Raw genomic sequence first — 13,079 nt, forward strand, 5'->3', positions numbered from 1 at the left:
CGTGGACGACTTCCTGAATAGCGAGGGAAATCACCCTGTCTCCACGCGTCGTCTTTCCCAACAAGATCCTGCCTTACCTGCTGGTGGCGCCGCAACTCGCCATTACGCTGATTTTTTTCTACTGGCCGACCGGTCAGGCGCTCTACCAGTCGATGCTCAGAGAAGATCCGTTCGGGCTGAAGAGCAAGTTCGTCGGTCTTGCCAATTTCCGAAAGGTTCTGGCCGACCCGGCCTACCTCAATTCGATCAAGGTCACGGTGGTGTTTTCGCTGGCGACAGCGATCGTCGCCATGGGGGTGGCACTGCTGCTTGCCGTCATGGCCGAGAAGGTGGTGCGCGGCAAAGGCCTCTATCGCACGCTGATGATCTGGCCGTATGCGGTGGCGCCGGCGATTGCCGGCATGTTGTGGCTGTTCCTGTTCAACCCATCGATCGGTTCGCTGGCCTACGCCCTGAGAGGTCTCGGCATCGACTGGGACCCGTTGCTCAACGGTGACCACGCCATGATCCTGCTGGTGTCTGCGGCTGCCTGGAAGCAGATCAGCTACAATTTCCTGTTCTTCGTCGCCGGGCTGCAAGCGGTGCCGAAGACGCTGATCGAGGCGGCTGCCATGGACGGCGCCGGAGAGACGAAGCGCTTCTGGACCATCGTCTTCCCGCTGCTTGCGCCGACGACCTTTTTCCTGCTTGTGGTCAACACCGTCTATGCCCTGTTCGACACCTTCGGCATCGTTCATGCCGTTACCGGCGGCGGGCCGGGAAAAACGACCGAGACGCTGGTCTACAAGGTCTACAATGACGGTTTCGTCAATCTGATCCTCGGCGACTCGGCGGCGCAGTCGGTCATTCTGATGGTCATCGTCATCTCGCTCACGGCCATCCAGTTCCGCTATGTGGAACGCAAAGTCCACTACGGCTGAGGGCGAGCGATGATCGGCCAGTCCTCGCTTCGCACCTTCATCGCCCACGCCGTGCTGATCCTCGGCATACTGATCGTCGCCTTCCCGATCTACTACACCTTCGTCGCCTCCACACAGACGCTGCAAACCATCCTCAAGCCGCCATTGCCGCTGTTGCCCGGCGACCAGTTCTGGAACAATTACAGCGAGGCACTGTTCGGCGGTGTCGGCCGTATCGGTGGGGTCAGTGTCGGCCGCTTGCTGCTCAACACTACGATCATGGCGCTCGGCATCGCCGTGGGAAAGATTTTCATCTCGATCCTGTCGGCCTATGCGATCGTGTTCTTCCGTTTTCCGCTGCGCATGGTGTTCTTCTGGCTGATCTTCATCACCCTGATGCTTCCCGTCGAGGTGCGCATCCTGCCGACCTACAAGGTGATGGTCGATCTCGGCATGATCGACACCTATGCCGGCCTGATCATCCCGCTGATCGCCTCAGCCACCGCAACGCTGTTGTTCCGCCAGTTCTTCATGACCATTCCAGGGGAACTGGTGGAAGCGGCGCGTGTCGACGGCGCCGGGCCATGGCGCTTCTTTTTCGACATCCTGTTGCCGCTGTCGCGCACCAACATCGCGGCGCTGTTCGTCATCCTCTTCATCTACGGTTGGACGCAGTATCTGTGGCCGCTGCTCGTCACCAACAGCAACGACATGAACACCATCGTCATCGCGCTGAGAAAGATGGTTTCCTTCGCCGATGCCGATACCCAATGGCATCTGGTCATGGTCACCGCGATGCTGGCCATCCTGCCGCCGATCCTGATCGTGGTGCTGATGCAACGCTGGTTCGTGCGCGGACTGGTCGATTCCGAAAAGTGAGAAGCTGATGGCGACCGTTGATCTGAAGGATGTGAAGAAGGTCTATCCCAGCGGCGTCGAAGCCGTGAAGGGCGTCTCCATAGCCATTCCCGACAAGGAGCTTTGCGTGCTGGTTGGCCCGTCCGGCTGCGGCAAGTCCACGCTGCTGCGGATGATTGCCGGGCTGGAGACCATTTCTTCCGGTACGGTCGCCATCGACGGCAAGATCGTCAACACCATCGGCCCGACCGAGCGCGACATTGCAATGGTGTTCCAAAACTATGCGCTCTACCCGCATATGAAGGTCTACGACAACATGGCCTACGGGTTGCGCAACCGCGGCACGCCGAAGGACGAGATCGACAGCAGGGTCCGCTCGACTGCCAGGGTGCTCGAACTCTCGGCGCTGCTTGACCGGCGCCCGCGCGAGCTTTCCGGCGGCCAGCGCCAGCGCGTCGCCATGGGGCGTGCCATCGTGCGCAATCCGAAAGTCTTCCTTTTCGACGAGCCGCTCAGCAATCTCGACGCCAAACTGCGCGGCCAGATGCGGGTCGAAATCAAGAATCTGCAGCGCTCGCTCGGTGTCACCTCGGTCTACGTCACCCACGATCAATTGGAGGCGATGACCCTGGCCGATATCCTCGTCGTGATGAACGCCGGATTGGTCGAGCAGACCGGCGCGCCACTCGACATTTACGAGAAGCCGGCCTCGACCTTCGTCGCCTCCTTCATCGGCGCACCGCCGATGAATCTTCTGCCCCTTTCGCAAGGGCCGGCTGGTCCGGCGCTGACTGATGGCAAGACGATTGACTTTGCCCCTGCGAACGCTGCCACGCTTGGCTTCCGCCCCGAGGATGCCGACGTCACCTTCGGCGCCGAGGCATCGTCCGGCGCGCTCATCCTGCCGGCAATGGTCGAGGCGGTCGAACCGGTGGGAGCCGAGAGCTTCCTTCACTGCGCGGCAGGCGGCAACCGTATCGTCGTGCGTGTTGCCGGCCGTGCAACAGCCAAGCCCGGCGACCAGTTGCGGGTCGTGGCCAGGACCGAAAAGCTGCATTGGTTCGACGGTGCGGGGAAGCGGGTCGATTGAGGACTGCCTCTAAGCGCTGACCAGCAGGTTACAGGTACGCGCAACAGCCCTCAGGCAAAGACATGCGCCTTGCCCGACACGGTCAGCCGAACGATTTCGCCGACGGCAGGGGCGTCCATGCCGGGCTTGCGCAGGATCAATGGCGTGTTGCCGATCGCGGCGGCGTCCGGCGGATCGGCACTGTTCAGGAGCCGCACGGCGATGGTGCACATCGAGCCGGCGAATTCGGAGTCCGTCACTTCACCGAACAGCATCTCCGGCGTGCCCGACATGCCTTCGCGCGACGTTCGTTTCAGCAGTATCTGCTCGGGCCGCAGCATGATGCGGGCGAGATCGCGCCGCTCGCTGGTGTCGACGGCGATGCGGCCAAGCGGCGAGTTGGCAAAACCGCCTGATATCTTTGCCGGCAGGATGATGGCGTCGCCGAGGAATTCGGCGATCATCCGGTCTTTCGGCTTGAGATAGAGTTCGCGTGGCGTGCCGACCTGCGAAAATTTGCCATCGCGCATGACTGCGACCTGGCTGGCAAAGGAGAGCGCCTCGGCCTGGTCGTGGGTCACCAGTATGGTGGTGATCCCTGCGGCTTCCAGAAGTTCGGCCACCGCCTTGCGCATCGAGGCGCGCAGCCCGGTGTCGAGCGCCGAGAACGGCTCGTCGAGCAGCATCAGCCGTGGCTTCATCGCCATGGCGCGGGCCAGCGCCACGCGCTGCTGCTGGCCGCCGGAAAGCTCGTGCGGGCGGCGTTTCAGGATCGCCTTGTCCAGCCCGACGATGTAGGCGAGTTCGATGATGCGCTCGCTGCGCTTGTTCTCGTGGCGCCCCATGCCGAAGCCGATATTGTCGGCAATGGTCAGATGCGGGAACAGGGCGCCGTCTTGCGCCACCAGACCGATACCGCGGCGATGCGCCGGAACAGCGGTGCCGCCATTGGCCAGTAGCTGGCCGTCGAGCACGATGCGGCCCTGGTCCGGGGCCTCGAAGCCGGCGATCAGGCGCAGCAAGGTCGTCTTGCCACAGCCCGACGGTCCGACGATCGCCGTGCGGCTGCCGCTGATCACGCCGAGATCGACGCCGGCCAGTGCCGCCACCGGGCCATAGTGCTTGTGCACGCCGCTGAGTTCGAGAAAGCTCATCGTCCGGCCATCCGCTTCGATTGGACATAGAGCAGCCATGTCAGAGGCAGCGACATCGCCACCATGATGAAAGCGTAGGGCGCGGCCGACGCATAGTCGATCTCGCCACTGTAGGACCAGAATGCCATCGCCAGTGTGCGGGTGCCGTTGGGCGCCAGCATCTGGGTGGCGGTCAGCTCGTTCATGATGCCGAGCGCGACCAGCGCCATGCCCGCCGCCGCCCCCGGCGCCGACAGGCGGATCGTCGTCGACCACAGCGCCTTGAGCGGCGATCGGCCGAGGCTGCCGGCGGCGCGTTCGAGCTCGACCGGCGCCTGTGCGATCGACGCCCGAAGACTGATCAGGGCGCGCGGCAGGAACATCAGGGCATAAGCGACAAGGATCGTGAACAGCGTCTGATAGAGCGGCAGGGCGATGCGCACGGCAATGGTCACCAGCGCCAGGGCTATGACGACGCCGGGCAGCGAGCCGACAATGTAGTTGCAGCCCTCCAGAAGGCGCTGCAGCGGACCCGGCGCGCGGATCGAGATCCACGCCATCGGCATGGCGGCGACTGTGGCGAGCAGCGCGCCGGCGAGCGCCAGAAGCAGCGTCTGGCCGAGTGCGAGGCCTATCTCGTCGAAACGCCAGACGTCGGCGCCCCCGGCCGCAAGCCAGCGGCCGATGGTGACGAACGGAACGCCAAGCGCCAGCAGCGTGGTGATGACCGGCAGCGCCAGGCAAGGGATCGTGGCGCGGCCGAGGCTTGCGCGTTGCTGGTGGCGCGCGGCGCCCGAGCCGACGCGGGCATAGCGCTCCTGGCCGCGCACAAGCACCTCCAGGCCGAGCAGCACAAAGCAGCAGGTTACCAGCACGCCGGCCAGCATGTTGGCGGCAGGTCCATTGAAGGTCGACTGGAACTGGTCGACGATCGCCGTGGTGAAGGTGTCGAAACGGATGAACACGTAGAGCCCGTATTCAGCCAGCAGGTGCAGGCCGACCAGCAGCGAGCCGCCGCAGATGGCGAGCCTCAGCTGCGGCAGCACGACACGCCTGAACACGCGCCAGGGGTCGAGGCCAAGCGCTGCCGCGGCGTCCTCGAGGGCGGGATCAAGCCGGCGCAAAGCCGCTGACACCGGCAGATAGAGGAACGGAAAATAAGCGATGACGGAAACCAGAACGCCGGCCCACAGGCCGTGCAGCCCCGGCACCATGGTGACCCAGGCATAGCTGTGCACGAAGGCCGGGACGGCGAGCGGCGCCACCGCCAGCCAGGCCCAAAGGCGGGCACCTGGCAGGTCGCTGCGCTCGGTCAGCCAGGCCAGTGCCACCGAAAGCACGATGGAGATTGGAACGGAAAGCAGCACCAGCAGGACGGTGTTGACCAGCAGTTCGCCGACGCGCGGCCGGAAGACCAGGGCTGAGACGGTTCCCCAGCCGGTCTGCACCGCGACCCAGACGATGAAGGCAAGCGGCAGCAGTGAAAGCAGCGAGACGAGAATGGCGGCGAGCAAAATCCAGGACATGGGCCGCCGCCGCGTCGATCGCCCGACCGTCCTGTCGGTCGGCAAGCCTGAACGCGCAAGATCGACCGCAGGCTGCATCAGCTCAGGCGCCGTGCCGCTGCCGCCCGGTAGCGGCAGCTGAAGGACCGCAAGCGCGGCCGGAAATGCAGCTTGTCGTCATGGACGAATGCCATCTCGAAAACAGAGCGCTCCTGCGGAAAGCGAATTGCCGCAGGAGCGCAGTCGTTGCCCTTTTAGGACGAACGCGGACTAAAGCAAGCCGGCTGCCGTCATCAGATCGGTCACCTTCTTCGAGTTCAGCGTCGTCGGATCGACCTTCGGTGCCTGCAGGTCGGCCAGCGGCACCAGCTTCGGATTGGACTCCGCGCCTTTGGCGACGGCGTATTCGAAGGAATCACCGGTCTTCAGCACGTCCTGGCCACCCTTGCCGGTGACCCATTTCAGGAAGGCCTGGGCTTCCTTCGGGTGCTTGCTCGAGGCCAGCACGCCGCCGCCGGAGATCGAGACGAAAGCGCCCGGATCCTGGTTCTTGAAATAGTGCAGTTCGACGTTCTTGCTGTTCTCGCCGGTCTTGGCCTGATCGCCGAAATAGTAATAGTGATAGATCACGCCGCCTTCGATCTCACCGGCATTGACCGCCTTCATCACCGTGCTGTTGCCCTTGTAGGCGGTGAAGTTCTCCTTCATCGCCTTCAGCCAGTCCGCCGTGGCGGCCTCGCCCTTGAGCTGGAGCAAAGCACTGACGATCGCCTGGAAATCAGCCCCGGAAGGCGATGCGGCCCAACGTCCCTTCCAGCTCGGATCGGCGAGATCGAGCATCGACTTGGGCAGCTGGTCTGCGGTCAGCTTGGTCTTGTTGTAGGCAAAGACGGTGCTGCGCGCGGCGACGCCGACCCATTTGCCGCTGGCCGGTTGGAAATCCTGGGGAACCTGCGCCAGCGTGTCGGCATCGACCGGTGCGAACAGGCCTGATGTCTCGACCAGCACCATGGCCGGTGAGTTTTCCGTCAGGAACACGTCGGCAGGGGAGGAAGCGCCTTCCGCGACGATCTGGTTGGAGAAATCGCTGTCGCCGCCGTTGCGGACGGTGACCTTGATGCCCGTTTCCTTGGTGAATCCTTCCGCCCACGCCTTGGTCAGGCTCTCGTGCTGGGCGTTGTAGACGACGATGCCGTCATCCTGCGCCATCGCCGGGCCGATGGCCATGCTGATTGCCAGCGCTGCGGCGCCGGCAAGGGTGGAAAGAGCGTATTTCATCGCGTCGTCCTCCATCTTGGTGGTCTTGGTTTGGCACGTGCGCACCTACCTATACATGACAAGGATAGTCAACATTGATGGACTGCTTCAATCGGTCGCCAGGCGCAAACTTTCGTGATTTTGCGGTAGTTTGGCTTGGACATTATTTCGCCGGCCACGTAACAAATCAGCGCCGAGACGCGAATATCGGGGAGTGAACTCTTGTGACCGGCAAGGACGAAGCCGAACTCTCCCGGCTGCTGCGGGCCGCGATCGCGGGAGACGAAAGGGCTTACGCCGACTTTCTGCACCGGACCGCCGCTCTCGTTCGCGGCTTTGTCAGGCGCAAGATCGTACAGGGCGGAGTGGATCCCGAGGATGTCGTGCAGGAAACCTTGCTGGCCATTCATGTGAAACGGCACACCTGGCGCCAGGATTTGGCGGTGCTGCCTTGGGTCTATGCCATAGCGCGTTTCAAGCTGATCGATGCCTTTCGGCGGCGCGGGCGGCGCATCGAGATCGAGATCGACGACATCGCCGAGACCTTCGCCGAGCCGGAAGCCGAGACCGTCAGCGAGCGCGACATCACCCGGGCGCTGGACAGCCTGCCGCCGGCGCAGCGCTCCGTGGTCTCTGCCGTGTCTGTCGAAGGCCGTTCCATCGGCGAGACGGCGGCGAAATTCGGCATTAGCGAGACTGCGGTGCGCGTATCGCTGCATCGCGGACTTGCCGCCATTGCCAAGCGATTCGGGACCGGGCGACAATGATATGAGGACGGACGATCTCATCAAGGCGCTCGACGCCGATGCCCGCAACAAGGCGATGCCGTTGCGCTCGGCCTGGCGGATGGCCGCCGGTGCTGCCGTGGTGATCGCAGCGGTGGTTTTCTGGCTGACGATCGGTCCACGTCACGACATTGCTACGGCCATGCATACGATGCGCTTCCTCGCCAAATTCGTCTTCACCATCGTGCTTGCCGTCAGCGCCTTTGCCCTGATCCAGGCGCTGTCGACGCCCGGTGCGTCGACAGGCAAGGCGGCGACCGGAATGATCGCCGCGCCGTTGCTGGTAGTGGTGGCCGTCATTCTGGAACTCTTCGTGGTGCCGGAGGCGCAATGGGGCACGCGGCTCGTCGGCACCAACATGCCTGTCTGCATGATTTTCATCCCGCTGATCGGCATTGGCCCGCTCGCCATCTTCCTTTGGGCGCTGAACCATGGCGCTCCGACGCGGCCGGTGCTTGCCGGCACGGTGGCCGGCCTGCTCGCCGGTGGGCTGTCGGCGACCTTCTATGCCGCGCACTGCGTCGACGACTCGCCGCTTTTCGTCGCCACCTGGTACACGATCGCGATCGTCATCCTTGCCGCGCTCGGCGGGCTCGGCGGGCGGCTTTTCGTGCGCTGGTAAGACGGCCTGCGACCGGAACCGATAGATACCGATCCTTAATCATGCCGGCAATTGTTTGCCGGTAAATCATATCGTCAATGCCGCCGGCGCAACCTTTCCTTAAAATCGATCATCCAAGGTTTTCGCGGGGACATGCGACTATGCATGGGGATCGCACACATCGTGACATGGCAAGAATCGAAGGGCTTGGGACCTAATAGGCGCGCAGCTTTGGCGCTGCTGGCTGTCAGCTTTTGCGCGGTGGCCGTGTCCGTCCCGTTGTCGCGGCTGGACGTCAGTGCCGAAGCCCTGAAGCTCTGTCTGCAGATATCGGTCACGATTGCCGCGGGCGCGGTTTTCATTTTGATCTTGTTCATCCGTCGGATCGTGGACGATCGCCGGCAGATCGCCGAGAGCGAGCAGCGCTTCCGCCGCGCCATGGAAGATTCGGCGATCGGTGTCGTCATCGTTGGCCTCGACGGTCGCATTATCCAGACCAATCCCGCCTTCGCCGCCATGCTCGACTATGCCCGTGAGGAGCTCGAGACGCTGACCTTCTTTCAGATCACGCATCCTGACGATCTGCAGATCGGCAAGGAAACGATGGAGAAGCTGAGAGAGGGCAAGGTCGATTCCTTCCGCTTCGAAAAGCGCTACCTCAGGAAGGACGGAACACCCGTCTGGGCCCAGCTTGCCGGCTCCGTCATTCGCGAAGAAGGCAGCGGCCGTCCGCTCTACCTCGTTTCCCAGATCGAGGACATCGACGCGCGCAAGCAGTCCGAGGCGCGCATAGCCGAAGCCGAAACGCGCTGGAATTTCGCACTGGCCAGCGCCGGCCAAGGTGTCTGGGACCTCGACATGCGCAAGGGCGGCACGACCTATTCCGCTACCTGGGTGGAGATGCTGGGCTATGCGAATGGCGAGCTGGACGGCGATCCCGACCTCTGGCTGACGATGATCCATCCGGACGACCGTGAGGTCGTCGCCGAGGCCGATCGCGCCCATCTGGACGGCAAAACGCAGTACTTCGAAGCCGAATTCAGGATGCGCCATAAAGATGGCCACTGGATCTGGATCCTCGACCGCGGCAAGGCGCTGGAGCGCGACAGCGAAGGGCGCCTGATCAGGGCCATCGGCAGCCTGACCGATATCACCCAACGTAAGCAGGCCGAAGCGCGCCTCATCGTCTCGGCGGCGATGCTGGCCGATGAGAAGGAGCGCCTTCGGGTAACGCTGCAATCGATCGGCGACGCCGTCATCTGCACCGATGCGGCAAACCGTGTCACCTTCATGAATCCGGTTGCCGAAAAGCTGACCGGTGTTGAAGGCAGCGAGGCGCTCGGCAAGACGCTTGGCCATGTCTACTGGGCGGTCGACGAGGAAACCGGCCAAAGGATCAGCGTGACGCGACCGGCGATCGGTGGCTCCGGCCCTGCCGACCAGAACAGCCGCGCAGTCCTCATCCGGCGCGACGACACGCGATGCAGCATCCGGCAGGTCGTATCGCCGATCATGAACGACCGGAACGAGTTCTGCGGCCTGGTCATCGTCTTTCAGGACTTCACCGATGCGCGCGCCTTGCAGCGCCAGCTCGCCTATGCCGCCGCCCATGATGCGCTCACCGGCCTCGCCAATCGCTCGAGCTTCATCCGCACCATGGAGGAGCTGATCGATCAGAGCCGCAAGGCCGGTACGGCCGACGCGACAAGGTCGGTCGGGGGCGAGCATCAGTTCATGTTCATCGATCTCGACCATTTCAAGCAGGTCAACGATACCGGTGGTCACGCTGCCGGCGATGCCTTGCTCAAGCAGGTTGCCGACGCCATCCGTGGCGCCCTCGGTCCGGAAGACATCGTTGCCCGCCTGGGAGGCGACGAATTCGCGGTCATCCTGAAGTCAGGCTCGGCTGCCGGCGCCACCCATATCGCGCGATCCATCATCAAAGCGATCCGCAGCCTGGATTTCACCTGGGATGACCGGCCTCACTCGATTGGCGCCAGCGTCGGGTTGACGCCGATCCGCGCCGGCTGCGGCGAAGTCGACGAGATCATCGCGCGGGCCGACGCCGCTTGTTATGCAGCCAAGGCCGCCGGCCGTGGATGCGTTTCCATGGCGCCAGACGAGGCCGACACAAGCGGCGACAGCACAAAGGCACCAGCGCCGCTCGCCGTGGCGTCGTAAGGACGCGCAGCGCTTCTTGTTTGTTGGTCTAGCGCGTTGGAACGGGATGTTCGCCGCGATAGTCGTAGAAGCCGCGTCCGGTCTTGCGGCCTAGCCAGCCGGCCTCGACATATTTCACCAGCAGCGGGCAGGGGCGGTATTTCGAATCCGACAGGCCATCATGCAGCACCTGCATGATCGACAGGCAGGTGTCGAGGCCGATGAAATCGGCAAGCTGCAGCGGTCCCATCGGATGGTTGGCGCCGAGCCTCATGGCGGTGTCGATGGCGTCGACCGAACCGACACCCTCGTAGAGCGTGTAGATAGCCTCGTTGATCATCGGCAACAGGATGCGGTTGACGATGAAGGCGGGAAAATCCTCCGAGACGGTGATCGTCTTGTCGAGCTGCTTCACATAGGTCTTTGCCGCCTCGAAGGTCTGGTCCTCTGTGGCGATGCCGCGCACCAGTTCGACCAGCTTCATCAGCGGCACCGGGTTCATGAAATGGATGCCGATGAAGCGTTCCGGCCGGTCGGTTTGGGCGGCAAGGCGAGTGATCGAGATCGACGAGGTGTTCGTCGCCAGGATCGCTTCAGGATTGAGCTGCGGGCAAAGCTGGGCGTAGATCTTGCGCTTGACCGTCTCGTCCTCGGTCGCCGCTTCGATCACCAGATCAGCACCCGCAAGGTCGGCCATGGCGGGGGCGGCCACAATGCGCGCCATCGCGTCGTTGCGGACCTTTTCCTCAAGCTTGCCGGAGCCGACTTGGCGGGCCATGTTGCCGCTGATCGTGGCGATACCCTTTTCGATGCGATCGGGTGAAATGTCGTAGATCAGCACCTTGTAGCCCGAGAGCGCGGAGACATGGGCGATGCCACCGCCCATCTGGCCCGCGCCGATGATGCCGATCGTCTCGATCTTGCTCATTACACCGATCCCGTCCTAAGGCCTTTGCGGCCTGCTTTTTGTGCGGTGCAAACTAAAAGGGTGGGGCAGCTTCGTCTACCCCACCCTTCACAATTTAATACGCTTTGGGAGAAAGCGTCAAAGCGCCTTTTGCAGTTCCGGCAGAATGACGAAAAGGTCGCCGACGAGGCCGTAGTCGGCGACCTGGAAGATCGGCGCTTCCTCGTCCTTGTTGATGGCGACGATGACCTTCGAATCCTTCATGCCGGCGAGGTGCTGGATGGCGCCGGAGATGCCGACGGCGATGTAGAGATCGGGGGCGACCACCTTGCCGGTCTGGCCGACCTGCCAGTCGTTCGGCGCATAGCCGGCATCGACCGCGGCGCGGGAGGCACCGACGGCGGCACCGAGCTTGTCGGCGACCGGCAAAATGACTTCCTGGAATTTTTCCGCCGAACCCAGCGCGCGGCCGCCCGAGATGATGATCTTGGCCGAGGTCAGTTCCGGACGGTCGGTCTCGGAGAGCTTGTTCTCGACGAAGGAGGACAGGCCGGGATCGCTTGCGGCCTTGACGGCCTCGACCGCTGCCGAGCCGCCCTCGGGAGCCGCCTGGAAGGAAGCGGTGCGCACGGTGATGACCTTCTTGGCGTCGGTCGACTGCACCGTCTGGATGGCGTTGCCGGCATAGATCGGCCGCTTGAAGGTGTCGGGCGACACCACCTCGATGATTTCGGACACCTGCGCGACATCGAGCAGGGCTGCCACGCGCGGCGCGACATTCTTGCCCGACGAGGTCGCCGGCGCGATGATCGTGTCATAGAAACCGGCCAGCGAAACGACGAGTGCGGCCATCGGTTCGGCGAGGCGCTCGGCCAGTTCATCGGCATCGGCCAGCAGCACCTTGGTCACGCCCTTGAGCTTGGCAGCGGCGTCGGCTGCCGGCTTGGCGCCCTTGCCGGCAACCAGCACATGCACGTCCGAACCGATCTGCAGCGCTGCCGACAGCGCCTTGGCGGTCTGGTCGGAAAGCGTCGAATTGTCGTGTTCGGCAATCAGAAGAATAGCCATGTTCTTGTCTCCTTTTCCGATCGCTTACAGCACGCCGGCTTCATTCTTGAGCTTGTCGACCAGTTCGGCGACGCTCTTGACCTTGACGCCTGCCTTGCGGCCGCTCGGCTCTTCGGTCTTGAGCACTTTCAGGCGCGGCTTGACGTCGGCGCCGTAGTCGGCAGGGCTCTTCTCGTCGAGCTGCTTCTTCTTGGCCTTCATGATGTTGGGCAGCGAGGCATAGCGCGGCTGGTTGAGGCGCAGATCGGCCGTCACGATCGCCGGCATCTTCAGTTCCACCGTCTGCAGGCCGCCATCGACTTCGCGTGTCACCTTGGCCTTGTCGCCGTCGAGCACGATCTTGGAAGCGAAGGTGCCCTGCGCCCAGCCCAGCAATGCGGCCAGCATCTGGCCGGTCTGGTTCGAATCGTCGTCGATCGCCTGCTTGCCGAGAATGACGAGGCCGGGCTTCTCCGCCTCGACGACACCCTTCAGCACCTTGGCAACGCCCAGCGGCTCGGTCTGCTCGTCGGTCTTGACCAGGATGGCGCGGTCGGCACCCATGGCGAGTGCGGTGCGCAAGGTCTCCTGCGCCTGCTGCAGTCCGATCGAGACGACGATGATCTCGTCGGCCTTGCCGGCTTCCTTCAGCCGGATCGCCTCTTCGACCGCGATCTCGTCGAACGGGTTCATCGCCATCTTGACGTTGGCCAGTTCCACCGCCGAACCGTCAGCCTTGACGCGAACCTTAACATTCGCATCCACAACCCGCTTCACGGGCACAAGGATCTTCATTTTCCTGTCACCTCTCCTGAGATAGTTGGGCGCGCTATAGCAGCGTGTGGCCCTTCAGAGTTG

Annotated in this window: 12 protein-coding genes; 6 read left to right on the top strand and 6 right to left on the bottom strand. The window is 63.3% G+C overall.

Going from position 1 to position 13,079, the window contains the following annotated elements:
* The first annotated feature begins 35 nt into the window (after positions 1 to 35).
* Genes ugpA through LHFGNBLO_RS12370 form a run of 3 tightly spaced genes read left to right on the top strand, consistent with a single transcriptional unit; the run spans position 36 to position 2,847 of the window.
* Positions 36 to 920, top strand: a complete 885-nt coding sequence (ugpA, locus tag LHFGNBLO_RS12360; protein WP_258609696.1) for a sn-glycerol-3-phosphate ABC transporter permease UgpA — start codon at positions 36 to 38, stop codon at positions 918 to 920.
* A 9-nt stretch (positions 921 to 929) separates the two neighbouring features.
* Complete coding sequence (gene ugpE / locus LHFGNBLO_RS12365) at positions 930 to 1,778, top strand: sn-glycerol-3-phosphate ABC transporter permease UgpE (protein WP_258607555.1); 849 nt, start codon at positions 930 to 932, stop codon at positions 1,776 to 1,778.
* A 7-nt stretch (positions 1,779 to 1,785) separates the two neighbouring features.
* A complete protein-coding gene (locus tag LHFGNBLO_RS12370) occupies positions 1,786 to 2,847 on the top strand; it encodes a sn-glycerol-3-phosphate import ATP-binding protein UgpC (protein WP_258607557.1) in 1,062 nt (353 codons plus the stop codon).
* 50 nt (positions 2,848 to 2,897) lie between these two features.
* Here the strand turns inward: LHFGNBLO_RS12370 and LHFGNBLO_RS12375 are convergent, their stop codons facing one another.
* From LHFGNBLO_RS12375 to LHFGNBLO_RS12385, 3 genes are all read right to left on the bottom strand, one after another.
* Entirely contained in the window at positions 2,898 to 3,980 is a 1,083-nt protein-coding gene (locus tag LHFGNBLO_RS12375) for an ABC transporter ATP-binding protein (RefSeq protein ID WP_258607559.1), read from the bottom strand.
* A complete protein-coding gene (locus LHFGNBLO_RS12380; RefSeq protein ID WP_258607561.1) occupies positions 3,977 to 5,563 on the bottom strand; it encodes an ABC transporter permease in 1,587 nt (528 codons plus the stop codon). Before LHFGNBLO_RS12380 ends, LHFGNBLO_RS12375 begins: the two co-directional genes overlap by 4 nt.
* 171 nt (positions 5,564 to 5,734) lie before the next feature.
* Positions 5,735 to 6,742: an iron ABC transporter substrate-binding protein gene (locus LHFGNBLO_RS12385; protein WP_258607563.1), complete on the bottom strand. Its 1,008-nt coding sequence runs from the start codon at positions 6,740 to 6,742 to the stop codon at positions 5,735 to 5,737.
* A gap of 203 nt (positions 6,743 to 6,945) precedes the next feature.
* Between LHFGNBLO_RS12385 and LHFGNBLO_RS12390 the strand changes: the two genes are divergently transcribed.
* The 3 genes from LHFGNBLO_RS12390 (at position 6,946) to LHFGNBLO_RS12400 (ending at position 10,288) form a co-directional block, all read left to right on the top strand.
* A complete protein-coding gene (locus LHFGNBLO_RS12390) occupies positions 6,946 to 7,488 on the top strand; it encodes a sigma-70 family RNA polymerase sigma factor (protein WP_258607570.1) in 543 nt (180 codons plus the stop codon).
* A gap of 1 nt (position 7,489) precedes the next feature.
* Positions 7,490 to 8,128, top strand: coding sequence for an NrsF family protein (locus LHFGNBLO_RS12395; RefSeq protein WP_258607580.1), 639 nt, complete (start codon positions 7,490 to 7,492; stop codon positions 8,126 to 8,128).
* Between the two features lie 210 nt (positions 8,129 to 8,338).
* Complete coding sequence (locus LHFGNBLO_RS12400; protein ID WP_258607582.1) at positions 8,339 to 10,288, top strand: PAS domain S-box protein; 1,950 nt, start codon at positions 8,339 to 8,341, stop codon at positions 10,286 to 10,288.
* 28 nt (positions 10,289 to 10,316) lie between these two features.
* On the opposite strand, the gene LHFGNBLO_RS12405 is transcribed toward LHFGNBLO_RS12400, so the two are convergent.
* The 3 genes from LHFGNBLO_RS12405 to LHFGNBLO_RS12415 form a co-directional block, all read right to left on the bottom strand.
* Positions 10,317 to 11,195 (bottom strand): 3-hydroxybutyryl-CoA dehydrogenase, encoded by an 879-nt coding sequence (locus tag LHFGNBLO_RS12405; RefSeq protein ID WP_258607585.1) that lies wholly within the window; start codon positions 11,193 to 11,195, stop codon positions 10,317 to 10,319.
* A 117-nt stretch (positions 11,196 to 11,312) separates the two neighbouring features.
* Positions 11,313 to 12,242, bottom strand: coding sequence for an electron transfer flavoprotein subunit alpha/FixB family protein (locus LHFGNBLO_RS12410; protein ID WP_258607587.1), 930 nt, complete (start codon positions 12,240 to 12,242; stop codon positions 11,313 to 11,315).
* A 24-nt stretch (positions 12,243 to 12,266) separates the two neighbouring features.
* Complete coding sequence (locus LHFGNBLO_RS12415; protein WP_258607589.1) at positions 12,267 to 13,016, bottom strand: electron transfer flavoprotein subunit beta/FixA family protein; 750 nt, start codon at positions 13,014 to 13,016, stop codon at positions 12,267 to 12,269.
* Positions 13,017 to 13,079 lie beyond the last annotated feature (63 nt).

The sequence above is a fragment of the Mesorhizobium sp. AR10 genome, assembly GCF_024746795.1.
Classification (GTDB): domain Bacteria; phylum Pseudomonadota; class Alphaproteobacteria; order Rhizobiales; family Rhizobiaceae; genus Mesorhizobium.